Below are 23,952 nucleotides of genomic sequence, written 5' to 3' on the forward strand. Positions count from 1 at the left end.
TTATTTCAGATATGATTCCTGTCAGACAGATTTTTTCTCTGATCCATCACTCTTCACAGGAGGCTTTGCACGGAGCATCAAAGCTCGGGTTAAAGGCATAGAAATTTTTGGCATCCAGCTGCTCCTGCACGGATCTCAGTGCTTCACCGAAACGCTGGAAATGGACTACCTCTCTTGCCCGAAGGAAACGGATGGGATCTGCAACCTCCGGGATATTTTTCACCACCCGGAGGATATTATCGTAGGTGGAGCGTGCCTTCTGTTCTGCTGCCAGATCTTCAAACAGATCCGTGATCGGATCACCCTTACTCTGGAATTCGCAGGCATTAAAGGGCACTCCACCTGCAGCCTGCGGCCAGATTCCCACCGTGTGGTCAATATAATACGGCCCAAGTCCACTGTTCTCGATTTCTTCCATAGAAAGATCCTTTGTCAGCTGATGGACAATGGTGGATACAATTTCCAAATGGGCTAATTCTTCCGTGCCCACATCATTCAGCACCGCTGCGACCATCCGGTTCGGTGCGGTAAATCTCTGAGAAAGATACCGCATGGAAGCGCCAATCTCGCCATCGGGCCCGCCGTACTGACTGGCGATGAACTGTGCCAGTTTTGCATTGGGCGTCTTGATATTTACAGGATACTGGAGTCTTTTTTCATAATTCCACATAACTATCTGCACCCTCCTTCCTGTTCCCACGGAAACGGCTGCTCCATCCACTGCCAGGAGCTAAGATTGCTGTCGTTTCCGGTATCGACGGTCAGCGGACCATAAAGTTTCGCATATTTTTTCAGAAGTTCATTTCTTCTGGTGCTCAGTTCGCTGTAATACTCAAGAGCTCTTTTTTCCCTTGGATGTGTATCCAGGAAAAGAAGAAGGTCATCAATGGCAAAGCTTACCTGGTCAATGGACTGTAACAGTTCTTTTTTTGAAGTACAGTTTCCGGACATCATCTACGGCCTCCTCTCCTGCCACAGAACGGCTTGCAAAGCTCAGGAAAGATTGTTCCAACCTGAAGCGCCTTTTTCAGTTCAAACGTAGGTGCAAATTCCTGGCATGGCACATAAGCCATTGCAGGAACCAGATGTTTAAGATGCGAATACATCTCCTGGTCAGCACGGTTTCCGGTTCCCGGCATTTTGCATCCACAGGTTTCCTTCGGCATATTTTTCTTCATGCTGTTGCAATGGTTCCCGTTCTGGTTACCGTGATTTGCCATATCTGAAAATGAACGATCGTTCCTGGCTGCCATTCCGCCATTCATGCCACAGGTATACTGATATGGCCGGCATCCCGAACGATTCATCTGAAATCTATCCATAAGCGAAATCCTTTCATTCATGATCACGCTATATTTTATGACAGTTTTTTAAACTTGTGAAAACCGTAATGTCCACTTTCCTTCACATATATCTATCTTTCTGCCATTTTTTTCTATATATACAGGAAAATATTACTGTTTAAAAATCAGATATACAGTGCTATAATATCCTTGCTTATCTTTACCTATCTTTACACGGATGGGCGCTTTTACTTATGATTTGTAGCCCTGACCGGCTATTGAAGGAGGAAATTATGCAGGTAATTATTGTAGGCTGCGGAAAAGTCGGTAGAAATCTTGCAGAGCAGCTTCAGGCAGAGGATATTGATATCACTCTTGTCGACGTTATCGCCGACAAGATCAATGATCTCTGCGAAAATATCGACGCTATGGGAATCGTCGGTAATGGTGCCAGCATCAATACTTTAATGGAGGCAGGTGTTGATACTGCAGATATCCTGATCGCAGTTACCGCTTCTGACGAGCTGAACCTTCTCTGCTGTCTGATCGCGCAGAAGGCCAACCACTGCCAGACTATCGCCCGCGTCCGTAACCCCATTTATGAAAAAGAAATCGGATTCATCAAAGAACGTCTTGGTGTTACCATGATCATTAACCCGGAGCTTGCCGCTGCCCAGGAAATTTCACGGCTTCTCCGTTTTCCATCTGCGATCAAGATTGACACCTTTGCACGTGGTCGTGTAGAACTTCTCAAGTTTAAAGTTCTCCCGGAATTCAAGCTGGACGGAATGAGCGTTTCCCAGATCTCAGATGCTTTCCGAAGTGATATTCTGGTCTGCGCGATTGAAAGCCGTGACAATGTATCCATTCCTGGTGGTGATCACATTATACACGACGGAGATATGGTTTCCATTCTGGCCTCTCCGCTTAATGCAGCGGCATTTTTCCGTAAGATCGGTCTCAAGACCAATCAGGTCAAAAACTGTATCATCGTAGGTGGCGGAACCATTTCCTATTATCTTGCCCATGCACTTCTGGATATGAAGATCAGTGTCAAGATTATCGAGCAGAACAAAAATCGCTGCGAGCACTTAAGCGAACTGCTTCCAAATGCAACTATCATCAATGGTGACGGAACGAACCGTTCTCTTCTGCTAGAAGAAGGACTTTCCGAGTCCGAATCCTTTGTCACTCTGACAAATCTGGATGAGGAAAATGTATTTCTTGCTCTCTTTGCCAAAAGCATCTCCGATGCCAAGCTGGTTGCCAAGGTCAACCGTCTGGAATTTGATGATGTCATCGACTCCCTGGATATCGGAAGTGTCATCTACCCGAAAAATATCACTGCTGATTATATCCTGCAGTATGTCCGTGCCACTCAGAACAGCATCGGCAGCAACGTAGAAACCCTTTATCATATTCTGGATGGCAATGCAGAAGCACTGGAATTTGCGATCCGTGAGGAATCTGCCGTAACTTATATCCCTCTTGCAGAGCTGAATCTCCGCAAGAATCTTCTGGTGGGATGCCTGAACCGCAACGGCCGCATCCGCATTCCCCGTGGTCAGGATACCATTCAGGTAGGCGACACGGTCATCATTGTAACCACTCACAAAGGCCTCCGTGACATCACAGACATACTTGCAAAATAGAGGTACTGAAAAATGAATTATTCAATTATTGTTTATATCCTGGGATGGATCATGAACGTGGAAGCAGTCTGCATGTTGGTTCCCAGTATCACAGCCCTTATCTACCGTGAAAAAGCCGGAATCGCCTTTGTGATCACAATTCTGGCATGCCTGGCGATCGGTGTTCCACTGGTCAGCCGCAAACCGTCCAAGAAAGCGTTTTACGCCCGTGAAGGCCTTGTGACTACTGCTTTAAGCTGGATCGTCCTCAGTATTGTCGGTGCTGTGCCGTTTGTGCTCAGCGGGGCTATCCCGAATCCCATTGATGCTTTTTTTGAGATTGTTTCCGGTTTCACTACAACCGGTTCCAGTATTCTCTCCGATCCATCACAGATGCCTTACAGCATCAATATCTGGAGATGTTTTTCCCACTGGATCGGTGGTATGGGTGTTCTGGTATTTATCCTGACACTGCTTCCGCTTGCAGGTGGCTATCATATGAACCTTATGAAGGCAGAAAGCCCCGGTCCTTCCGTAGGAAAGCTTCTTCCAAAAGTCCAGTCAACTGCCAAGATCCTGTACAAGATCTACATTGCACTCACTGTTGCACTGATCATCCTCCTGCTTCTTGGGGGGATGCCTCTTTACGACAGTCTCTGTGCAGCATTTGGAACTGCCGGAACCGGTGGGTTCGGAATCAAATCCGACAGTATGGGAAGTTACAGCTTATATATTCAGATCGTCATCACTATCTTTATGATCCTGTTTGGCGTAAACTTCAATGTCTATTTTCTTCTTCTCACCAGGAAGTTTTCTCAGGCATTGAAATCTGAAGAGGTCCGCTGCTACTTCTTTGTGATCATCGCTTCTGCCCTGATGATCACACTCAATGTCCGACATCTGTTTGACAATGTGTGGGAAGCACTTCAGCAGGCATTTTTCCAGGTTGGTTCTATTATCACCACCACCGGTTATGCCACTACGGATTTTAACCAGTGGCCTGCGGTATCCAGAACGATTCTGGTACTGCTTACCTTCTGTGGTGCCTGTGCTGGCAGTACAGGCGGCGGAATCAAGATTTCCCGTCTTCTGCTTCTTGCAAAATCTGTTCGCAAGGAACTGCATCTTTATCTGCATCCCAATGCAGTAAAAAAGATCAAAATGGACGGAAAAGCGGTGTCTCACGAAGTTATGCGTGCCACCAATATTTATATGATCGTTTATCTGATGATCGTGGCTGCATCTATCTTTATCATCAGTTTTGATGAATTTGATCTTGTAACAAATTTCACAGCCGTAGTCACCACTTTAAACAATGTGGGTCCCGGTCTTTCCCTGATCGGTCCTACAGGAAACTTCGGGATCTTTTCTCCGCTGTCCAAGCTGGTCCTTTCTTTCGATATGCTGGCCGGCCGACTGGAGCTATTTCCGATCCTGATCCTTTTCCTTCGTGAAACCTGGAAGAAATTCTGATAAATATTCGTCATATTTTGCTATGTTTGTGGCATAAATTGTTCTTTTCACATTTATTTCAAATGTTAGACACACTTTCTTCACATTTTTACTGTATATTATAGGTCATAGAAGGTGATGAACTTTCTATAATATTTTTCTTTTTCATACGCGCCGGTACGAAAGTACCGGCCTCCTTCCATTTATGGAGTATTTTTTTCCACTCCCTCATAATCGAAATCCGGAATAAAGCTTTCTGAAGCAGTTTCTCCTTCCTGTATAAATCCATTCTGAATCCCCATATCCACAGCAGCATCCAGAACTTTTTCATACTCTCTTTTTGTAACTTTCCGGTTTAATTCCTTAAATTCCACAAATTTTCTCACCGGCGTATACTGATTCATAATACTGATATAAATATCTTCCCCATAGGTTTCATGAAGATACCTCAGAGCCTTTATGGAATTTCCTGTATGTCCCGGCAGGATCAGATGACGGACAATAGTTCCTTTCCGGATGTATCCATCCTCTCCAAACTCACATTTCCCGGTCTGACGCACCATCTCTCCAATTGCAGCCTTTGCAGCCTGCACATAATCCGGCGCATAAGAAAATTTCTGTGCAAGCTCCGGATCCAGATATTTCAGATCCGGAAGATAAATGTCCACATATCCTTCCAGAAGCTTCAGGGTTTCTGTTTTTTCATACCCGCTGGAATTATACACCACCGGAATATCCAGACCATTCCTTCGGGCCATATCCAGTGCCTCTATGATCTGTGGTACATAGTGTGCACCTGTTACCAGATTGATGTTTGCAGCTCCTTTTTCCTTCAGTTCCAGAAAAATCTCTCCAAGCCGTTCCACACTTACAGCCCGTCCCCTGCTCCCGATGGCAATATCATGATTCTGGCAGAAACAGCAGCGCAGCCCGCACCCGGAAAAGAACACTGCCCCGGAGCCTTTTGTTCCGGAGATACAGGGTTCCTCCCACATATGAAGTGCAGCCCTTGCCAGATAAATTCTCTCATCCATGCCACAGAAGCCTTTTTTCCCTGCACTCCGGTCTGCCAGGCATTCTCTTGGACAAAGAGCACAAGCTGACATAATTTCTTCCGTACAGTGCGCGCTCCCTGCCATACTGCTGATTTTATTTTCATTCTCCACTTTCACTTTTCTCCTGATCTTTCTTCCAATATCGTTATTTTCTGTTATCTAGTACTAGTTTAGCACATCACGTCTGCTGCCAACAAGGCTTTCTCTGTTTACACTATATCCTTAATATAGTACAATGGATTTCATGGAATCTTAAGAATTTACCCCTTTCGTCTTAATTTCCGGCTGCTATTCTAATAACATCAGGGAGGTACAAAAAAGTGGCTAACATACTTGTTTGCGATGACGACAAAGACATCGTGGAAGCTATCGAAATCTATCTTACGCAGGAAGGCTATCACATTCTGAAAGCCTATGACGGACAGGAAGCACTGGATATCCTGAACAGCGAAACTGTAGATCTACTGATCATCGATGTGATGATGCCCCGTCTCGACGGGATCCGGGCAACGGTCAAGATCCGGGAATGCAATCCTCTGCCCATCATCATCCTGTCCGCAAAATCTGAAGACACGGACAAAATCCTTGGCCTTAACATCGGTGCAGATGACTATATCACCAAACCTTTCAATCCTCTGGAGCTGATCGCCAGGGTAAAATCCCAGCTGCGCCGGTACACACAGCTTGGCTCCGCTGCACCGGCAGCATCAGAACACATCTACTCAACCGGAGGTCTTACGGTAAACGATGACAAAAAAGAAGTGCTGGTAGATGGAGAAGCGGTACGGATGACGCCCATCGAATATAATATCCTGCTTCTTCTCATGAAAAATCCCGGACGTGTTTTTTCCACCACACAGATCTACGAGAGCATCTGGAATGAAGATGCTCTGGCCGCAGATAACACGGTAGCCGTCCACGTCCGTCACATTCGCGAAAAGATTGAGATCAACCCCAGGGATCCCCGCTATCTGAAAGTTGTCTGGGGCCTGGGTTATAAAATCGAAAAACTGAGCCGGTGAGCCAGCCGGCCATGAAGTATCTGTACTTCAGAAAGGGGTATTATGAATAAAAATAAACATACGGAAAAAAACCGTTCATTTATGCGCATTCCTGCTCTTGTCCTTGCCCTTATCCTGCCTCTGATCATGGTCTTTTCAGCGGCACTGGTGATCCAGGCAGGTATCCGGATGGACTCTGCAGAAGATCTTAAAACAAAGGATTATTTCCAGACCTCTGCTTTTGCTGACAGCTTTTACTCAAAAGCTTCCACAATCCTGTCCGGAATCTCAGCCAGAGAAATCCTGGATAAAACAAACGAAGATGCATACATTGATCTCGGAGAGCTTTATAACGGAGATTCTCTCTCCTTCAAAAACACCTCCGGACTAGCCTATTCCTTCAATGATCTTAAGGAATGGAGCTCACAGACGATCCATTCCAATGATAGCTGGATCGTCCTGAGCCTTACCACCCCGGAGGGTGAAACAAAATATATGTACTATTCCGATTTCAAAAAGGCTCTGGAAGACGGAACCCTGCAGCTAAATGCCAACTCCGGTGCCCTGAAATACGAGGGAATTTCCCAGAAAGACTGGACTGAGCGTATTCTTTCCTCTCTGAGCGCCGAATATGCAGACGGCGGCATCCAGTCACAGGAACCTTTGAAAAACATCACAGACAAAAACGGAAACGTGGTTTACACAGATGTGGCAAATATGCTCACTCCGATCCTTGAAATCCCCTGTGCACCGGAAGGTTACGACAGTCTCCTGGATTACATGAATTCCACCTCATCCAAAACCAGGAATTTCAAAGGGAACCTGAACGATGCCTTTGAGCAGCTGGATAATGCCCGGGATCTTTTTTCCAGCTGGACAGAAGCTGCTCAGACACTGGATGAATACAGCAGTGATAATTCCAATATCCATTATGCCTATACGGATAACACCTCACAGAAAATCTTCACAAATACAGATGCAGCCTATACTTCCGACCTGACTGATATTTCCGGTTTTTCAGACAAAAAGCCTTACGTGTTCCTAAGTGTCAACGAAGCCGCCACAGATGAGAAAAATGCCCGGAATGGTCTTATGAATCTGAACCTTTCCGCTGCTGCAAACCCTTCTGTAGGAAACTGGATCGATCTCCTTCGAAACTCCACATACGATGAAAACTGCAGTTTTCTTGCCTGGATCGATGATACCAGCCTTCCTGTACAGGATTCCATTAAAACTGACAGACAGCATTTCCTGACTTATCGTACTTTATTTATCCCGGCTGCTGTGATCACCGTGATCAGTTTTCTGCTCTTTATCATAGATTTTATCTGGCTTACTGTCCACACCGGAAAAAGAAATTCCGCTAGCGGTAATACAGACACTGCTCAACCAGAACTGAACTTTTTTGACAGGATCTATACGGAAGCAGCAGCTGGACTCGTGTGTATCCCGGCACTTGGTGTATTGACCGCAGGACTGAGCATGCAAGCTTGCACCTATAACCTTGTCTCCTCCCTGATCATCCTGGGTATCACGATTTTCCTGATCACGTGCCTGTTCTGGATCGGCTATTTAAGCCTGATCCGCAGGATCAAAGCTCGCACCCTGTGGAAAAACAGCCTGCTTCGCAAATGCCTGAAGCTTCCCCGTCTGTGTCTTTGTAAAGCCGGTAAGCTGATCGATTTTTTCTCCAGGAATACCATCAGCAGAATACGTATGGTAGTGGGACTTGGCGTATTTCTATTTCTTGAATTTTTCTTCAGTGCCCTGCTCGCGGCATCTGATGGATGGTTCCTGATGTTTTTGCTTCTATTTCTTCTGGATCTGGGCGCGCTTTTCTGCGTCTACAAAATTGCTCTTGGGCGGGAACTCCTCCTTGATGGTCTGAAACGTATCACCGATGGAGAGCTCACTTACAAGATCCCGGAAAAGGAACTCCGTGGTGATCAGAAGGCAATGGCACAGTATATCAACCGCATTGGTGACGGGCTGGACGCTGCCGTGGAAAAAAGCCTCAAAGATGAGCGTATGAAAACCGAATTGATCACCAATGTCTCCCATGATCTGAAAACGCCGCTGACTTCCATCATCAATTACATTGATCTGCTGAAAAGGCTGAACCTCAAAGATCCGGAAGCACTGAAATATCTTGAGATCCTGGACTCAAAGGCACATCGTCTGAAAAGTCTGACCGAAGATGTAGTGGAAGCTTCCAAAGCCAGTACCGGAAATCTTTCTCTGGAAATGACGGAACTGAACTTTGTGGAAATGCTTTACCAGGTGATGGGTGAATTCGAAGAACGGATGAAAAGCAGACATCTGACCCTGATGACACATCTGCCTGATTTTCCTGCCATGATCTATGCCGATGGCAGACGGATGTGGCGTATCCTTGAAAATCTTTTCGGCAATATTCTGAAATATGCCATGGAGAACACAAGAGTCTATGCAGAAGTTCTTCTGGAAAAAGATCAAGTCATCTTTACCCTGAAAAATATTTCCGCACAGCCTCTGAATATTCCGGCTGAAGAACTGACCGAACGTTTCATCCGCGGCGATGTTGCCAGAAATACAGAAGGCAGCGGACTTGGATTATCCATCGCACAGAGCCTTACCCAGCTTCAAGGTGGCACCTTTAAACTTTATCTGGACGGTGACCTTTTCAAAGTCTGCTTAAGTTTTCCACAGAAGATCTCTCCCACAGTCTTATCCGCACCGGAAGATTCTCTTTCCGAAGCACATTCTTAACCATTCATAAAAAACAGCAGCGGAAGCCCTGATGATATGATGAATCAGGAGCCAGGCTGCTGTTTTTCTCTTATTTTTGTTCTCTTTTACACTTTAATGGTGATCTCACGGTCTGTCCGGTTATATTTATAATACCGGACTCCAGCTGCATCCAGCATTTTTTTGGATGCGATCACCGACGGAGTATCTGCATATTTATCACAGTCGTATACGATAGTCCTGATCCCTGCCTGGATAATAGCCTTGGCACATTCGTTGCAGGGAAACAGGGACACATAAAGCTTGGCACCTTCCAGACTTCCTCCTCGGTAGTTCAGGATGGCATTGAGCTCACTGTGTGTCACATAAAGATATTTGGTATCCAGCGGATCTCCTTCTCTTCCCCAGGGAAACTCATCATCGGAACATCCCTTTGGAAATCCATTGTACCCCATTGACAGGATCTTGTTATCTTCACTTACGATACAGGCACCAACCTGTGAATGCGGGTCCTTGGAACGCATGCCGGAAAGCATGGCAACACCCATAAAATACTCATCCCAGGAAAGATATCCCTGTCGTTTCTGTCCTTTTTTATCCATACAGAATCCTCTTTTTCTATTGGTTTCTTACTGATCGATCAATCCTCGATCATGTTGATCCTTCTGATATGACGCTCATCCCCGGAAAATGGTGTATCCAGGAATGTATCCACGATCTTCAGAGCAAGTCCCGGTCCTACTACACGACCGCCCATGGCCAGAATGTTGGCATCGTTATGAAGTCTTGTTGCCTCTGCAGTAAAGCAATCTGTACAAAGTGCAGCACGGATTCCCTTGAATTTATTAGCAGTGATGGAAATTCCGATACCTGTTCCGCAGATCAGGATTCCTTTCTCACACTCACCGTCCACGATCGCCTGTGCTACTTTCTTTCCATAAACAGGATAGTCTACAGATTCCGGACCATTGCATCCAAAATCTTTGTACTCCAGTCCTCTCTCTTCCAGATGCTTCTTTACCTCCTGCATCAGCTCATAGCCGCCATGATCACATCCCAGTGCTATCATTTTCTTTCTCCTCCTCAACGTTGATAATTTTATGACCAGCCGCTTTCAGTAAGCGGTTCATGATCGCCTGTCCCATTCTTGGTGTAAAAAATGCCTCTGAATAAATGGCACTTACATTACAGCTGTCAAAATCACGCAGGACCTCGTACAGATGATGCGCGATGGTTTCTTCCTGCTCCCGGCTTCCGATACTCTTTACGATTCCATGTGAATATCGGCCTTTTGTTTCATCTGTTGCGATGATCCCCACAGTCAGTCCCTTCTCCTCAGCCTCTCCGGCTCTTTTTTCGATCTCCGCGATCACACCCTCTGTGGACCCCTCCACAATGGCAAGATCTGCCTTTGGTGCATAATGACGGTATTTCATTCCCGGTGCTTTTGGATGGACCTTGCTATCCGGTTTGATCAGCCCCTTATCCATCCTTACATCTCCAAGTGTTTCCCGGAGCATTCCCAGGGAAATATATCCCGGCCGCAGGACTACCGGTATGTCTTCTGTAAAATCTACGATCGTAGATTCCAGACCGATATTTACCTGGCCTCCATCAATGATCATATCAATGGCTTCTCCCAGATCCTCTGCCACATGTCCCGCTGTCGTAGGACTTGGTCTTCCGGAAGTATTGGCACTTGGCGCTGCCACATATCCGCCAGCCGCAAGGATCAGCTCCTGTGCGATAGGATCACTTGGAAAACGTACTGCCACACTGTCCAATCCTCCGGTTGTTTCCTTTGGCACGATATCTGCCTTGGGAAGGATCATTGTCAGCGGACCCGGCCAGTATTTCTCAGCCAGTACTCTGGCTTTTTCAGGAACCTCCGTAACGATCTTATCCAGGTCACGGATATCTGCGATATGTACGATCAGCGGATTGTCCGAAGGTCTTCCCTTGGCTGCATAGATCTTCATCGATGCTTTCGGATCCAGGGCATTTCCTCCAAGGCCGTATACAGTCTCTGTGGGAAATGCCACAAGCCCGCCGTTTTTCAGGATCTCGCCACCTCTGGCAATTGCCTTTCTGTCTATATTCTCCGCTGTCATAACTGCTATTTCTGCTTTCATTTTACGCTCCATTTACTGTCTGATATAAATCCCCTGCTCTTCAATAAAATCTTCCAGATCCTGAAGGGCATCCTGTGCCCCGGTTTCGGATTTCTGAAAAATCTCCGTGAAAAACATGTCTTTTACTATTTTTTTACCTGTTTCTGTTTTAAAGATCTTTTCTGCACTTTTCTTTATATGTTCTTTATCCAGTCCATCTTCAAAATAATTAACCAGAAAATCAGCTTCCACAAGGATCTGATAATCCAGCCCGTCAATATCCTTATAGGTATGATGATGTCCTACCAGATATTCCACTCTGCGGATCACCCTCTCCTGAAAGCCCAGTGCGGTAAGCATCTCTCTGGCAGCTGCCGGACCTTCTGCTTCCTGCGTCTTTCCATCAGAGCGTCCGTATTTTTCCATACCGACTTTGATCCCGATATCATGAACGAGAGCCGCAGCTTCCAGAACATACATCGTATCTTCATCCAGACCCTCACTCTGGCCGATCAGCCTTGAAAGATCATGCACCTTCACAAAATGCTGGATATGCTTCGGATCCCCCTGATAATAATGGATCATTTCCATATAAAGTCTGTCGATTCTGTTCATAATATCCTCCTCTCTGCTGCCATACTGCAACTATCACTTTTTTCTGTATACTGCTCAGCAGAAATCTCCTGCTGAGCATATCCGTTAACAGATAGCTACATAATAGTTACATTATAGCGTTATTATGGAAAAAATGTCAATCCTGCTCCACCTTCACAATGTAGGTTCCTGACATATCATCTTCAAAGACAATGCTTCCCAGACTCTGAAGAACACGGTCATTAAGCTCTGTTCCGTATTTTTCTTTTTCCTGTCCTCCTACAAAGATATAGGAAATATCATAACGACTGATCAGTTTTTTTACCGTCTCTGCATCAGTAGCTGTATAAATAGTCTGGATGTCCGCACTTTTTTCATTGAGGTCAGGTACATTATTTCTCCAGAGCCATTCATGCACATACCATCCCAGTACGGTCGGAAGCCCCGTAGATGCAGAAACTCTCTCATATCCGGTATAGCTGTCCCCGTTAGCCTCGAGCACCACAGGAGAGCCCTTGATATTCTGCTTCAGCCAGCGGATCGCCGACGCATCCTGAGGAAAATCCTGCTCAAGAAATGTAGTTGCATCCAGTCCCTGATACTCCGAAACCTTCCAGACATCCCCAAACCAGGAATGCACGGCATTTCCGAAATAGCCCACGGTCCAGAGCAGTACAAAAAGCCCCACACCTGAAAGGATCCGGATGATCTTCTGTCTGGATATCACCAGCATACGATAAATCCCATATCCCATTGTCATTCCGAAAAGTATATATGCCTGATACGTCAGCTTGAACATAGTATTGGCTCTGGCATTTCCATTTTCATAAATATCCCGCACATATACAAGCTCCGGGATCAAAACCAGTCCGATAGCACATGAGCCCATGATCACTGCAAAAAGATCCGGAACTGTGATCGCCTCCAGCAGCCTGTAAAGACTTTTATGCTTCAGTCCCTTCATTTTTTCTGTGATGACAGACAGGATCAGCAAAACAGTAAGGAGCACCGGAAGTCCCCAGAGGATCAGAAGCTGATACCACAGTGAATGATGCTGTGCCAGTGCCACCCCCTGTACCATCGTATCAAATTTCAATGTAAAGGGCAGGATCACCAGATAAGAGAGACCTATGATCTCCACTGCCTGTACGATCGTCACTGCCAGGATCCTGATTATCTTTCCCTCAAATCGTATGATATTTGCGATCAGGACAACTCCACCGGTCACTACAAAATAGATCACAAAATCCCAGTAATTGGTCCACTGGAACATGCCAAGAAAAACGGACGCCAAAAGGATATGCGGCATCAGAAGCTGTCTCAGCCAGAAAACACTGCGTTCCTGTTTTTCAGGCTCAGGCCCTCTTTTTCGGATCATTTTCAGCCATGCATAGAGCATTCCCACCAGAAATGTCACAAACATCACATTTACCACATGGGCATGAAGATCTCCCAGAACAAAGGAATAGCATGGGAATTCATGTATGGTCTTATCACTGTCATTCACCGGATTATACCCTATGTAACGAGTTGCATCCGGGAACCAGTAGCTGGCTGTTTCTGCCACTCCCTGTATCTTCCGGATCAGCGGCAGTACACAACGGTAGACGATATAATGTACATTTCCCGCGATAGATACTGCAATACTTGCAGTAACTCCTGCTAGTGAAGGAATATATTTCTTCTTTCCATCCAGTCGTCCATACAGCCTGTCCTTCGTCATCTGACGGACCAGGGAAAACGGATATACAAAGGCAAACGCTGCCACAAAGGTACGCATCAGATTATAAGTCACTTCCACTCTGCTTCCTGTAAGCTTCGTAAGAAATACTGCAAAATACTGCCCGCCATAGTAATAATTGATGGTTCCCTGTGAATACCAGAGATCACGTGCAGGAAGAGTTTTGCTCCGCATCATGGCCTCCATGAAGCCATAATCCATAAATTTCTCTGTTCCATATGCCTGCGGCCGGAATCCTGCCAGATAAGTCCACAGCAGAAAGATCCCAAAGAACAGAAGCTCCTCCCGAAAGATCAACTGCATCTTTCCTGACGGATAACATTCAATGCCATGCTTCAGCTGAACATGAAAAAGTACAGCACATAAAATGCCAACAGCCACAGATACTCCTACACACACTGCTGCTGTAAAAGAAAGGATTTCCACCGCTACCAGAAGCCAGGTGAGAAATCCGGTAACCGCAATGGCAAGTACCTTTGAAAAAAGCCATCCCCGGTCTTCAAAACCACCAAAAAGCCTTCCTGTAACCGGCATTGCCACCATTCCCATAAACAGCGCAAGCAGCCACCAGGTCCAGAATGTCCATACATCTCCTCCCAGGAGATACGCAGAAAGTACTGTCAGGAGCACTGCTGCAGTCAGCTCCGGAAATAATTCTCTGATCTTTTTTTTCATCCTTCTGTCCCTCCTGTATCAGATCCTGCCCCGCAGACGGATAAAGTCCGCAAATGCCTGTCTTCCGATCTTTATGATCCGTTTCATGTTGATAGAATTTTTTCCGGCCTGTCTCGGTCGGAATGTAATGGGGATATATTCCACATAAAGATGATGTTTTTCATAGATCACGGTCATCAGCACATTGGAAAGGAAAAATCCGCCTGGGATACGCTTCAGTACTTTGGCGAGCTGTTTTCCATCCATCAGCCGATATGGCGTATTTGCATCTTTTACCCAGGTACCAAAAATAAGGAAAAGCACAAGCCGCAGTATTCTTGTCACAAAAATCCTGGAAAGCCCATCCTCTCTTTTCTGCCGGTAACCGATAAGAAGCCCGCACTTTTGACGTTTTTCCCAGAACTGCCAGAATTCCTCCGGAAGTGTCTGCCCGTCTGAATCCGTCTGAAAAATATAATCGGCACCTTTTTCTACTGCGTAACGATATCCCCGAAGGATTGTTCCTCCATGGCCTTCATTCGGTTTATCGATTCCGATAAGACGGTCATAATTTTTCTGATAGTTCTGTATTTTTTTGTAGGTAGCATCTTTGCTGCCATCATTCAGGATCACCAGGCGGCTGTCCCCGCCGATCCTCTCCACTACCGGATACCATTGCTCGATCACGGTCCCGATATTTTTTTCTTCATTATATGCCGGCATAATGATATATAAGCTGTCATGTTTCATAGATTCTTATTCTCCCATCCTCTGAGGTATACACCAGTGGATATGTCTCTCTGATGATATCCTCACGACATTCCTGCTGTTCAAATTCCATATCCTCCTCAAACAGGATATATGTGATCTTTTCCTGTTTTACGGTAGCTTTCAGTAGCTCCGGATCATCCGTGGTATATATGAGCACTGCCTGGCCGGCACGATAGCCCGTATCGTACCCTGCAGACCATGCATAATAAGGCCATCCGCAATACAGCATGGCACCGGACATAGTGACCTCGTTCATGGTATATTCCGGTGTCAGCAGAAGATCATTTTTCTTAAGATTTGCACTGAGCCAGTCCGTCAGGCTGCTTTCCATATTTACAGTCATCCTGTGTGCGGAATCGTTGTCTCTTAAGATGATCACGTAATCATAGATTCCCGTTGCACTAAGACAGATACAAAGGACCGCTGCCGCTGCGCGACCGGCCCATTTCTTCCAGCTGTTTTTCCCTGCAAGGAAAACACATCTTACGATCCATCCCCAGAAAACTGTCACAAAGGCATAGGAAATCATCACATATTTATGATTGACATTGATGTCCGGAGTCAGAGATACCAGAAATGCAAATGCCATTGGAAGCAAACAGCCCATCAGCACTGCCCGCTGACCTCTCTTCAGAAATACTGCCGCCACGATCATTCCCACAAAGAAAAATCCACTGATCTCCACCAGATACCAGAGTACACCGGAAATGCTTTTATTGTCTGCCAGAAAGCCCCAATAAAAGGATGGACTCATAACACTTCCCGACACAAAGATCTTCGACTGCAGTTCCGAAAAAAGCACCGCCAGTCCGGCACAGATCACATAATCCAGTTTACCGTCAGAAAACACTACCAGTCCGGCAAGGATCAGAAGGCCGCCGATCAGCGCAGCCCCGTTCCAGAAGGCAGTTAATCCCAGAAACAGCCCCAGAAGGATCGCCGTATCCACATTTCTGCAGATCCAGGCTTTTTTTGTAAAAAAACGGTTACGGACCCACAAAAATCCCTGCTCCTTGTGACTGCATCCGGCTTCCACCCAATCCATAAAGATCCATACCGCTACAGCTGCCATCAGAAGGCCGAAAGCCAGATGACGCTGGTTCAGATATACATTGAAATTCCATAATCCCCAATTTTCATTGGTAGTATAACCGATAAACGCCGTATTTTCTTCCAGAGTCCGTACAAAGTCCCCCGCCTGAAGATGTTCCCACAGATAACGCCAGAACGCTGTTCCGCTGCGAAAAAAAAAGAAAACAATGGCAGCTGCCCCTGCCCAGAAGCTTTTGAACATCCGGTAGCTGATCCCGTAAAGCACCATAAGAAATCCCGCCAGAGACAGGATGCTTACCAGATTATATCCCAGATCAAGACGAAGGCCCAGATACTCCAGATTTCCCACAAGGAACTGGAGCATAAAATGATATTTCACATCCTGCCCGCCATAATGCGGATACTGGGTAGGAAAATTATTTCCCCTTGAAAAAGATCGCATCATTGCCGTGTGGGGTGCATAATCTCCGTATACCGAAAAGCCGGAGTACAGAATGCCGTCTTTCATATGGAAAACGTAAAACATCATCCAGGTCACAAAAGCCGTCAAAATGCCAAAAAGCAGAAGCTCTTTTTTCAGGATCCATTTTCTGCTGATCATCCGTTCGGATATCACAAACATTTTTTGCTGTTTTTTCTTTTTCCACCGGAAAATTCCCGAAAGCAGCAGGATATCTACCAGAAATACGATCAGATTTCCATAAAAAAGAGGATGCTCTGCCCCCGCGCATACGCTGAACATCCAGGAAAGAATATAGACTGCCCAGGTCAGCATCAGGATTCCCATCCCAAACGCTGCCGGCAGGACCACCCATATCCTGTTTCCTCTTTCAGTTGTTTGACGCGGAAACAGACATCCTGCCATTTCCATTCCTGTTAACATACATAATATAAGATAAATGATTCCAAGCATAGGATTCTCCTTAATTCACGTAAAGTATAGCAGAATCACCTTCCTATGAAAAGGCTATTCACATTTTTTTCAATTATTTTCGTTTTCCTTCTGTTTTTTCAGATATGTAACGATTCCATCAGCCACAGCCTCTGCTACCTTTCTCTGATACTTCTCTGTCTGCAGCAGGGCGGCTTCCTCCGGATTTGTAAGAAATCCACATTCTACGATATTGATCACACCCGGACTTCTCTTCAGAAGATAATAGGTTCTGTTTTCTTTTGCCACCCGCGGCCGTGCAATGGAAAGCTTCCGGTTCATGTTTTCCTGGATCGCAAGTGCCAGTTCTTTTCCGCCTTCCGAATCCTCATAATAAAATACCTGCGGGCCTTTTACTCCGGGATCACTGTAGCTGTTCTGGTGGATACTCACAGAAAGCACCGGTTCATATTTCCGGATCTGTTCAATACGATTCTGCAGATCCTGTGCTTTCATATTTTTTGTACCATTTTCATAAAGACCTTTATCTTCTTCCCGGGTCATTACTACGGCAAGGCCTTTTTTTTCCAGGATCGTTTTTAGCTTCATGGCAATATCCAGATTGATTCCTTTTTCCTTCAGTCCACCGATTCCCACCATTCCGGAATCCACACCGCCATGACCGGCATCCACCAGGATCACCTGATCTGCTTTTATATTTCCAGATACATCTATAAGTCTGCCTGCAGTTTCTGCCGCTTCCCATGACAGAATATAAAAACAGACCAGCATAAGAACTGCCATTGCCAATTCTATGAAATGTTTTTTCAACACAAAACACCCCCGGCATATTTATTTTAATATATGTTGCCGGGAGTGTTTTTAGCATTGTGAAGATCACAATGTTTTCTTCTGTTTATGACAGGTTTTCTGTGATCACGCTCCAGATCCCGCTGTTCTCGAATCCAAGCTTCCACTCTGCCACACCTGCCAGTTTGTATTTTTTGATCAGTTTAACCTTTTCCGCAATAGACTTAGAGTCCTCCAGCCAGATCTGGTATGTGGCACCGTCTCCTTCATAGGTTCCATAATTCTGACTTGTCTTCTTGTCCCAGTATGTTTCTGCTCCGTTATCACTGATCGTCTGCTGTGCCTGATCCATACCGATGGCCTCACTTGTCAGTGCACCGCCATCTGTAGTCTTCCAGAGCCTTGTGTAGAACGGAATCGCAAGGATCGTCCGTTGAGCCGCTACTTCTGAAAGCGTATCCTTAACCCCCTGTTCTACCCATGGCAGAGATGCCACAGAACCGGCATCGGAGCCTACGTAATGCTCATCATAGCCCATAATGATCACATAATCCACAACCTTGCCCTGCTCCGCACGGTCATAATGACTGGTAAAATCTTCCGGAACCGGATTATCTACAGACAGTACCAAATTATTGGCGTGACACTGGATAGAAAGCTCTCTTAAAAACTGAAGGAAATGGATTCCTACTCCTTCGCTCAAAGATTCAAAATCAACATTGATTCCATCCAGTCCTGCTTTCAGTGCATAAGTGATCAGCTGATTCTCCAGATTCTGCCTTGAACTGGTTTTTGAAAGAACTTCTGTGGTACTCATGTTCTCATTAAAATTATCCACCAGTCCCCATACCTTCAGTCCTTTTTCATGTGCCTGCATCACATACTCCCCAGATGCAAGACTTGAAATATTTCCGGAGTTATCTGTTACAGAAAACCAGGTTGGAGAGATCACATTCACGCCTGTCATATTCTGTACCGCATCTGCGAAATAGCTGTTTGCATCTGTGCTGGTAACCTGGTGCCATGCCAGGTTCACCGGCTCATCCATGGTAAGATATGTATAGGACTCTGTTTTAAAATCCCTTTCATAATCCGTTGTATCCACAGCACTTACTTTTTTCTTCTGAATATAACCGATGTAACCGTCATCGGTTGCCACCTGATCCCAGTCCTCTCCTTCATTCATCAGCCGGAGAACTGTATTCTTCGCCAGTTTGGAAAGGATCGGCGCCTTGATCCCGCCCCGGTAACGGATCACGGTATCTTTCTTCGTGGTCACGGTCTCCACATTGGTAAATTTGTACTGTATCGCAACCCTTGCAGGATCCTGCTCTATATAAGAATCGATATCTGTATACTTTTTTACATAATCCAGTTTCAGATAAACCGTGTCATCCTTCAGCCACACGTTTCCGTCTGCCTTATCTGAAGCCGGTTCCTCCGTGAGACTGGATGGTGTTGCATACAGTATCTTCTTGTTTTCGCTATCCCAGTAATATCTCTGATTCAAATATCCGTTCACTACATCCAGCGGAAGATATACATCTTCTCCTAAGATAAGTGCCTTCTCTTCCAGTTTCTCAGTTCCAAGTATCAACGCAGCCTCACCGTCTGCATTCTGGCCGTAGTATTCTGTCAGATCCATCTGTTTCCTGCTTGGTATAAGCTTATTGATCCCGTAAACAGCCCCTCCGGCAAGAGCGACCAGAACGATCAGCAGACCTACCACAAGGACCGGTATGTGTTTTTTTATCATGTTTTTTTCCTTTCGGTATAAAATGTCATAATTTGTTTCATTATAACATATCTTGTCTACATTTCGTTATAAAAATCGACTTTTAATAATTTTTCACAATTTCTTTAGAATTTCGGTTCCCCGTATGGTATGCATGAGTGCAGGGGATGATCGTTATCCGGGGAACCGTTTTTTCTTATGTACGGTCATTCTTTGCGAATAAGATCAAAGCTTACACAGGCGATATGGCCGTCTTCATCTTCCGTATAATCCCGCATATAGACCCCGTTTTCCGCAATCTGACAGGCTTTTGCGATTTTTTTCGGAGTGCTTGGTGCTCCATTGAGATAAAGAGAAACTCCGTTCTCACGATAAAGCTCCAGTTCCCTTCGAAGGGGTTTTGCGGATTTCTTTTTTTCCTGTGATATATTTGGCGTATCCCGACCTCCTTTCCTGGTTAGATTTTCAGAAAACACCAGCAATGGTTCTCGAAAAGCTGCACCTTCCCTGTTAGGATGATACTTGTAATAAAATATAAATAATAAAATGGGGGGAAATTTCTCTGTGTACCGACAGACTCGCCGATGAATTTCACACAGAATCCTTATCTTCAGAAAAATATGACTTTAAGTTATCGTTACTGTCTTCTTGCTTCCGGGAGGAGACAGCTTTTCTGCTTTTCATTATACCTGATTTCCCTTCAGATGCAAGTCTTTTATAAAAGAATCAGAAATTTTCTTTTTTCTCCGGTTTCTACATCTTTACATCTTGTGTATAACTGTTATATAATACAGTATGTAAAAGATTAAATTTATTTACCTATAGGATGTGATCATATGAAAATAGAAAAAATCAATGAAAATCAGATCCGCTGTACCCTGACGAAAGAAGATCTGGACAGTCATCAGATCCGTATCAGCGAACTTGCATACGGTACCGAAAAAGCCAAACGTCTCTTTCGTGATATGATGCAGCAGGCACAGATACAATTTGGTTTTGAAGCAGATAATATTCCTCTGATGATCGAGGCTATTCCTGTCAATGCCGAAAGTATTATCCTCATTATCACTAAAGTGGAAGATCCTGAAGAACTGGATACACGTTTTTCCAAATTTGCACCCTTCAAGGGCAACAAACCTTCCGATACCGTAGAGATCGATGGCGCTGACAATATCATCGATATCTTCCAGAAGCTCTGTGAATCCAAGCTTAAGGATCTTTCACAGAAACCGGAAGAAAAAAGGGCGGAAACTTCCGCCTCTCAGGCAACAGAAACTCCGGATGCATCACAGCAGCCGGCTGAGAGTTCTGTAAAGCTTATACGCCTGTACTCTTTCCCGGGGCTGGATGATGTTATTGCCGCATCTCATGGTATGAATGGTTTCTTTACCGGTGATAATACTCTCTATCGTGAAGGAGAAGACGGTGTCTATCAGCTGGTACTTCATCAGTCAGACTGTACACCAGAAGAATTTAACAAGGTCTGCAATATCCTTTCCGAGTATGGCATCGGCCGCGCATTCACACCAGCCGGTGAAGCCTACCTCAGAGAGCACTGTGCACTGATCGCTGATCATGCACTTCAGAAGCTTCTGAATATCTGACAAACCAAATATCCTACAGACAAACAAACCGCTGTCGGAATGCGATCCATATGATCTGCATTTCCCGACAGCGGTCCTTTTGTTTCAGCAAAAAAACTTCTGTTTATTACTCACCAAGAAAATCATTGATCTGAGCTACGAGGACATCTGCGTCCAAGCCATGGACCATTGCTGCTTCTTCCAGAGATTCCATCTGTGAAGACGGGCAGCCAAGACAATGCATTCCTGCTCTCATCAGGATCGGTGCGATATTCGGGTCTACAGTGAGCAGTTCTCCGATCAGCATGCTCTTTGTAACTTTTGCCATGATTGTATTCTCCTTTACTGTTTTATCGAAATATTTTCATCCCGTTCTGCTATTATAATACGAATCCTGAATGGAATCAACGGGTTACGAATTTTCAGTTTTGTTTATAAATTTATACTTGTATTCTTTATGCAGATATATTAGAATGGGAATAGAATCCCTGGTAGGGGATACATATAATACACAATTTAAAAGGAGGATATCAATTATGGCATATGTAATTTCTGACGAGTGCGTTAGCTGTGGAACATGTGAGGGTGAGTGCCCGAACGAGGCTATTTCTCAGGGAGACGAGCATTATGTAATCGACGCAGACGCTTGTGTTGACTGCGGAACATGCGCTGAGGCCTGTCCAGTTGGTGCTATCTCTGCTGAGTAATGCATCATTAGCTTGATAAGCTGCTATAATGAATGAGGCTGCCGGTTTACCGGCAGCCTTTTCTGTTTTTTTTATTCTTTTTTCCCTCACAGGAAGCTGCCGCTTCTCTTCTTGCCTGCTGCTGCCTGCGGATCGCTTCATCCAGAGAACGACACCGGTACTCTCCTTCTTTCTTTCTCTGCATTTCCTCACGGATCAGGCGTTCCATGATTTCCTGAAACTCCAGTATCTTATCATTATCTGCCTCGCACTTCTCTGTATTCCCGGATTCCGTTTTTTCCATGAACTCCTTTTCAGATCCCGTTTTTTTCATTGGGATATCTTCAAGCTCAACAGCTTCTCCATCCAGGATCCTGATACCAGATTCTGAAAAATCCGGTGTATCTGCCTTTCTTGCCTCCGGTGGGATCAGTGTACGGATTGCTTTCAACTGAAGTCCTTTACTTTTCAGCTCATTTATTTTAAGAAAAAGCTGGATATCAAACGGTGTATAATAGCGATGTCCCAGTTCATTGCGTCCGATCCGAAGCTCCAGTTCTTCCTCCCAGTAACGCAGGACATAAGATTTCACTCCGGTCAGTGTTACGGCCTGTCTGACTGTATATCTTTTTTCCATTGTGAACGCCCCCTTATATAGAGATTCACTGCTGCTGTCTACAGTATAACCCCTGAGATCAGGAAATAGCAAGAATAATCGGTTGACATAATTTTACCAAATATGACTCTTTGCCTATATCCATAGCATCCCGAACTCCACGATCACACAGACAAAAATACAAAAGGCCATCAGGATAACTATAAGCTTTCATCCTGACAGCCTTTCATTTACCGTCTGCACGGCTCTATTTTTTCATATTTACAAACTGGGTATATCTCGGCAGCCATACCAGCTCCACAGTTCCGATCGGGCCGTTTCTCTGCTTGGCTATGATAATTTCCGCAATGTCTTTCTTCTCGGTATCTTTGTGATAATAATCATCTCGATAGATAAACATGACCACATCCGCATCCTGCTCAATAGCTCCGGACTCTCGAAGATCCGAAAGCATCGGCCTGTGATCCGGTCTCTGTTCCACTGCACGGCTAAGCTGTGATAACGCAATTACCGGTACATCGATCTCTCTTGCCAACGCTTTCAGCGATCGTGAAATATCTGAAATTTCCTGCTGTCTGGAATCCGATTTTCCACTTCCGCTCATCAGCTGAAGATAATCGATCATGATGATCCCCAGATTATGCTCAAGCTTATATTTTCTGCATTTGGAACGAAGCTCCGCAATGGAGATTCCAGGTGTATCATCAATAATAAGATTGGAGCCACCGATAATATCCGCTCCTTCTACCAGCTTCGTCCAGTCCTCATCTTTCAGATTTCCGGTACGGAGATTCTGGGAATCCACGTGAGATTCCATAGCAAGAAGACGGTTTACCAGCTGCTCCTTGGACATCTCCAGACTGAAAATAGCCACGGTCACATCTTTACGAAACGCCATATACTGGGCAATATTCAATACAAAGGCAGTTTTTCCCATGGAAGGTCGAGCTGCGATCAGTACAAGATCGGATGCGTGCATACCGGAAGTCTTATAATCCAGATCCACAAATCCGGTCGGAATCCCGGTAACGGAGCCCTTCAGCTTGGAAGCCTTCTCAATATTGCTGACTGCATTCAACACAACCTGCTGGATCGGCACATAATCGCTGCCATTTGTTCTCTGCAAAATATTAAACAGCTTTTTCTCGGATTCCTCAAGTATGGTTTCCGTACTGTCCTTTTCCAGATAACAGGCATTGGCAACTTCTTCCGTAGTCCGTATCAGCCGACGGAGAACTGCCTTTTCGCTTACGATATTGGCATAGTATTTCACATTGGCTGATGTAGGAACTGCTGCGATCAGATCACGGACATATTCCATACTGCTGATGTCCGGCGGAAGCTCTTTCTCCTTGAGACGATTCTGCAGAGTGATCAGATCTACCGGCTGTCCTTCATTACAGAGCTCCACCATGGCATCAAAAATGATGCCGTATTGTTTTTGATAAAAATCATCACTGGTCAGGATCTCGGAAGCCACCAGGATCGCATCACGATCCAGGATCATGGATCCGATCACTGACTGCTCTGCCTCAATGCTGTGAGGCAGAATCCTCTTGATCAGTGCTTCTTCCATTG

General features: G+C 45.3%; 23 protein-coding genes. 6 read left to right on the forward strand and 17 right to left on the reverse strand.

What is annotated here, in order from left to right; translation table 11 throughout:
• Nucleotides 1-46 precede the first annotated feature (46 nt).
• The 3 genes from DWW77_RS06535 to DWW77_RS18265 are packed head-to-tail and all read right to left on the reverse strand — an operon-like array spanning nucleotide 47 to nucleotide 1,322.
• Nucleotides 47-670 (reverse strand): manganese catalase family protein, encoded by a 624-nt coding sequence (locus DWW77_RS06535; RefSeq protein ID WP_118608320.1) that lies wholly within the window; start codon nucleotides 668-670, stop codon nucleotides 47-49.
• 2 nt (nucleotides 671-672) lie between these two features.
• The gene (locus tag DWW77_RS06540) at nucleotides 673-954 is read right to left on the reverse strand and encodes a spore coat protein CotJB (protein WP_353616920.1); all 282 of its coding nucleotides are present in this window, start codon (nucleotides 952-954) and stop codon (nucleotides 673-675) included.
• The gene (locus DWW77_RS18265) at nucleotides 951-1,322 is read right to left on the reverse strand and encodes a spore coat associated protein CotJA (RefSeq protein WP_286187997.1); all 372 of its coding nucleotides are present in this window, start codon (nucleotides 1,320-1,322) and stop codon (nucleotides 951-953) included. The genes DWW77_RS06540 and DWW77_RS18265 overlap by 4 nt, the downstream gene beginning before the upstream one ends.
• 254 nt (nucleotides 1,323-1,576) lie before the next feature.
• Between DWW77_RS18265 and trkA the strand changes: the two genes are divergently transcribed.
• Nucleotides 1,577-2,935: a Trk system potassium transporter TrkA gene (gene trkA, locus DWW77_RS06550; RefSeq protein WP_118608322.1), complete on the forward strand. Its 1,359-nt coding sequence runs from the start codon at nucleotides 1,577-1,579 to the stop codon at nucleotides 2,933-2,935.
• Nucleotides 2,936-2,947: 12 nt separating this feature from the next.
• A complete protein-coding gene (locus DWW77_RS06555; RefSeq protein WP_118608323.1) occupies nucleotides 2,948-4,387 on the forward strand; it encodes a TrkH family potassium uptake protein in 1,440 nt (479 codons plus the stop codon).
• Nucleotides 4,388-4,569: 182 nt separating this feature from the next.
• On the opposite strand, the gene DWW77_RS06560 is transcribed toward DWW77_RS06555, so the two are convergent.
• Complete coding sequence (locus tag DWW77_RS06560) at nucleotides 4,570-5,532, reverse strand: radical SAM protein (RefSeq protein WP_330364138.1); 963 nt, start codon at nucleotides 5,530-5,532, stop codon at nucleotides 4,570-4,572.
• A 209-nt stretch (nucleotides 5,533-5,741) separates the two neighbouring features.
• Here DWW77_RS06560 and DWW77_RS06565 point away from each other — a divergent pair, with 209 nt between their 5' ends.
• Both DWW77_RS06565 and DWW77_RS06570 read left to right on the forward strand, forming a co-directional pair.
• The gene (locus tag DWW77_RS06565; RefSeq protein ID WP_118608324.1) at nucleotides 5,742-6,443 is read left to right on the forward strand and encodes a response regulator transcription factor; all 702 of its coding nucleotides are present in this window, start codon (nucleotides 5,742-5,744) and stop codon (nucleotides 6,441-6,443) included.
• A gap of 42 nt (nucleotides 6,444-6,485) precedes the next feature.
• Entirely contained in the window at nucleotides 6,486-9,170 is a 2,685-nt protein-coding gene (locus tag DWW77_RS06570; protein ID WP_118608325.1) for a sensor histidine kinase, read from the forward strand.
• Nucleotides 9,171-9,256: 86 nt separating this feature from the next.
• Here the strand turns inward: DWW77_RS06570 and DWW77_RS06575 are convergent, their stop codons facing one another.
• The 10 genes from DWW77_RS06575 to DWW77_RS06620 form a co-directional block, all read right to left on the reverse strand.
• A complete protein-coding gene (locus DWW77_RS06575; RefSeq protein WP_015527165.1) occupies nucleotides 9,257-9,751 on the reverse strand; it encodes a deoxycytidylate deaminase in 495 nt (164 codons plus the stop codon).
• 38 nt (nucleotides 9,752-9,789) lie between these two features.
• Nucleotides 9,790-10,218 carry a ribose 5-phosphate isomerase B gene (rpiB, locus tag DWW77_RS06580; protein ID WP_015527166.1) on the reverse strand — a complete coding sequence of 143 codons (429 nt, stop codon included), beginning with the start codon at nucleotides 10,216-10,218 and terminating at the stop codon, nucleotides 9,790-9,792.
• Entirely contained in the window at nucleotides 10,199-11,281 is a 1,083-nt protein-coding gene (locus DWW77_RS06585) for an L-threonylcarbamoyladenylate synthase (protein ID WP_118608449.1), read from the reverse strand. The genes rpiB and DWW77_RS06585 overlap by 20 nt, the downstream gene beginning before the upstream one ends.
• Nucleotides 11,282-11,293: 12 nt before the next feature.
• Nucleotides 11,294-11,875: an HD domain-containing protein gene (locus DWW77_RS06590; protein WP_118608326.1), complete on the reverse strand. Its 582-nt coding sequence runs from the start codon at nucleotides 11,873-11,875 to the stop codon at nucleotides 11,294-11,296.
• A 136-nt stretch (nucleotides 11,876-12,011) separates the two neighbouring features.
• Nucleotides 12,012-14,270, reverse strand: a complete 2,259-nt coding sequence (locus DWW77_RS06595; protein WP_118608327.1) for a DUF2298 domain-containing protein — start codon at nucleotides 14,268-14,270, stop codon at nucleotides 12,012-12,014.
• A gap of 18 nt (nucleotides 14,271-14,288) precedes the next feature.
• Entirely contained in the window at nucleotides 14,289-14,999 is a 711-nt protein-coding gene (locus DWW77_RS06600; protein ID WP_118608328.1) for a glycosyltransferase family 2 protein, read from the reverse strand.
• Nucleotides 14,989-16,986, reverse strand: coding sequence for a hypothetical protein (locus DWW77_RS06605; protein WP_118608329.1), 1,998 nt, complete (start codon nucleotides 16,984-16,986; stop codon nucleotides 14,989-14,991). Before DWW77_RS06605 ends, DWW77_RS06600 begins: the two co-directional genes overlap by 11 nt.
• A 69-nt stretch (nucleotides 16,987-17,055) precedes the next feature.
• A complete protein-coding gene (locus tag DWW77_RS06610) occupies nucleotides 17,056-17,778 on the reverse strand; it encodes an N-acetylmuramoyl-L-alanine amidase (RefSeq protein WP_243121575.1) in 723 nt (240 codons plus the stop codon).
• A gap of 82 nt (nucleotides 17,779-17,860) precedes the next feature.
• The gene (locus DWW77_RS06615; protein WP_118608330.1) at nucleotides 17,861-19,510 is read right to left on the reverse strand and encodes a glycosyl hydrolase family 18 protein; all 1,650 of its coding nucleotides are present in this window, start codon (nucleotides 19,508-19,510) and stop codon (nucleotides 17,861-17,863) included.
• Nucleotides 19,511-19,695: 185 nt separating this feature from the next.
• The gene (locus DWW77_RS06620) at nucleotides 19,696-19,965 is read right to left on the reverse strand and encodes a hypothetical protein (protein WP_021651392.1); all 270 of its coding nucleotides are present in this window, start codon (nucleotides 19,963-19,965) and stop codon (nucleotides 19,696-19,698) included.
• 360 nt (nucleotides 19,966-20,325) lie between these two features.
• On the opposite strand from DWW77_RS06620, the gene DWW77_RS06630 reads away from it, so the two are divergent.
• Complete coding sequence (locus DWW77_RS06630) at nucleotides 20,326-21,093, forward strand: adaptor protein MecA (protein ID WP_021651393.1); 768 nt, start codon at nucleotides 20,326-20,328, stop codon at nucleotides 21,091-21,093.
• A 106-nt stretch (nucleotides 21,094-21,199) separates the two neighbouring features.
• On the opposite strand, the gene DWW77_RS06635 is transcribed toward DWW77_RS06630, so the two are convergent.
• Nucleotides 21,200-21,400 (reverse strand): DUF1858 domain-containing protein, encoded by a 201-nt coding sequence (locus DWW77_RS06635; protein ID WP_015527179.1) that lies wholly within the window; start codon nucleotides 21,398-21,400, stop codon nucleotides 21,200-21,202.
• A gap of 208 nt (nucleotides 21,401-21,608) precedes the next feature.
• On the opposite strand from DWW77_RS06635, the gene fdxA reads away from it, so the two are divergent.
• The gene (fdxA, locus tag DWW77_RS06640) at nucleotides 21,609-21,779 is read left to right on the forward strand and encodes a 4Fe-4S ferredoxin (protein ID WP_015527180.1); all 171 of its coding nucleotides are present in this window, start codon (nucleotides 21,609-21,611) and stop codon (nucleotides 21,777-21,779) included.
• A 46-nt stretch (nucleotides 21,780-21,825) separates the two neighbouring features.
• On the opposite strand, the gene DWW77_RS06645 is transcribed toward fdxA, so the two are convergent.
• Nucleotides 21,826-22,395, reverse strand: coding sequence for a MerR family transcriptional regulator (locus DWW77_RS06645; protein WP_114002149.1), 570 nt, complete (start codon nucleotides 22,393-22,395; stop codon nucleotides 21,826-21,828).
• A 226-nt stretch (nucleotides 22,396-22,621) separates the two neighbouring features.
• Nucleotides 22,622-23,950, reverse strand: coding sequence for a replicative DNA helicase (gene dnaB / locus DWW77_RS06650; protein ID WP_015527183.1), 1,329 nt, complete (start codon nucleotides 23,948-23,950; stop codon nucleotides 22,622-22,624).
• Nucleotides 23,951-23,952 lie beyond the last annotated feature (2 nt).

This window comes from Ruminococcus sp. AF17-12 (genome assembly GCF_003479245.1).
GTDB classification, from domain to species: Bacteria; Bacillota; Clostridia; order Lachnospirales; family Lachnospiraceae; genus Blautia_A; species Blautia_A fusiformis.

What these genes read in the sequence shown, in the direction of transcription:
- DWW77_RS06535 (WP_118608320.1), bottom strand. Translation starts at nt 670, where the DNA reads ATGTGGAATTATGAAAAAAGACTCCAGTATCCTGTAAATATCAAGACG.
- DWW77_RS06540 (WP_353616920.1), bottom strand. Translation starts at nt 954, where the DNA reads ATGATGTCCGGAAACTGTACTTCAAAAAAAGAACTGTTACAGTCCATT.
- DWW77_RS18265 (WP_286187997.1), bottom strand. Translation starts at nt 1,322, where the DNA reads ATGGATAGATTTCAGATGAATCGTTCGGGATGCCGGCCATATCAGTAT.
- trkA (WP_118608322.1), top strand. Translation starts at nt 1,577, where the DNA reads ATGCAGGTAATTATTGTAGGCTGCGGAAAAGTCGGTAGAAATCTTGCA.
- DWW77_RS06555 (WP_118608323.1), top strand. Translation starts at nt 2,948, where the DNA reads ATGAATTATTCAATTATTGTTTATATCCTGGGATGGATCATGAACGTG.
- DWW77_RS06570 (WP_118608325.1), top strand. Translation starts at nt 6,486, where the DNA reads ATGAATAAAAATAAACATACGGAAAAAAACCGTTCATTTATGCGCATT.
- DWW77_RS06575 (WP_015527165.1), bottom strand. Translation starts at nt 9,751, where the DNA reads ATGGATAAAAAAGGACAGAAACGACAGGGATATCTTTCCTGGGATGAG.
- rpiB (WP_015527166.1), bottom strand. Translation starts at nt 10,218, where the DNA reads ATGATAGCACTGGGATGTGATCATGGCGGCTATGAGCTGATGCAGGAG.
- DWW77_RS06585 (WP_118608449.1), bottom strand. Translation starts at nt 11,281, where the DNA reads ATGAAAGCAGAAATAGCAGTTATGACAGCGGAGAATATAGACAGAAAG.
- DWW77_RS06590 (WP_118608326.1), bottom strand. Translation starts at nt 11,875, where the DNA reads ATGAACAGAATCGACAGACTTTATATGGAAATGATCCATTATTATCAG.
- DWW77_RS06595 (WP_118608327.1), bottom strand. Translation starts at nt 14,270, where the DNA reads ATGAAAAAAAAGATCAGAGAATTATTTCCGGAGCTGACTGCAGCAGTG.
- DWW77_RS06600 (WP_118608328.1), bottom strand. Translation starts at nt 14,999, where the DNA reads ATGAAACATGACAGCTTATATATCATTATGCCGGCATATAATGAAGAA.
- DWW77_RS06605 (WP_118608329.1), bottom strand. Translation starts at nt 16,986, where the DNA reads ATGCTTGGAATCATTTATCTTATATTATGTATGTTAACAGGAATGGAA.
- DWW77_RS06615 (WP_118608330.1), bottom strand. Translation starts at nt 19,510, where the DNA reads ATGATAAAAAAACACATACCGGTCCTTGTGGTAGGTCTGCTGATCGTT.
- DWW77_RS06630 (WP_021651393.1), top strand. Translation starts at nt 20,326, where the DNA reads ATGAAAATAGAAAAAATCAATGAAAATCAGATCCGCTGTACCCTGACG.
- DWW77_RS06635 (WP_015527179.1), bottom strand. Translation starts at nt 21,400, where the DNA reads ATGGCAAAAGTTACAAAGAGCATGCTGATCGGAGAACTGCTCACTGTA.
- fdxA (WP_015527180.1), top strand. Translation starts at nt 21,609, where the DNA reads ATGGCATATGTAATTTCTGACGAGTGCGTTAGCTGTGGAACATGTGAG.
- DWW77_RS06645 (WP_114002149.1), bottom strand. Translation starts at nt 22,395, where the DNA reads ATGGAAAAAAGATATACAGTCAGACAGGCCGTAACACTGACCGGAGTG.
- dnaB (WP_015527183.1), bottom strand. Translation starts at nt 23,950, where the DNA reads ATGGAAGAAGCACTGATCAAGAGGATTCTGCCTCACAGCATTGAGGCA.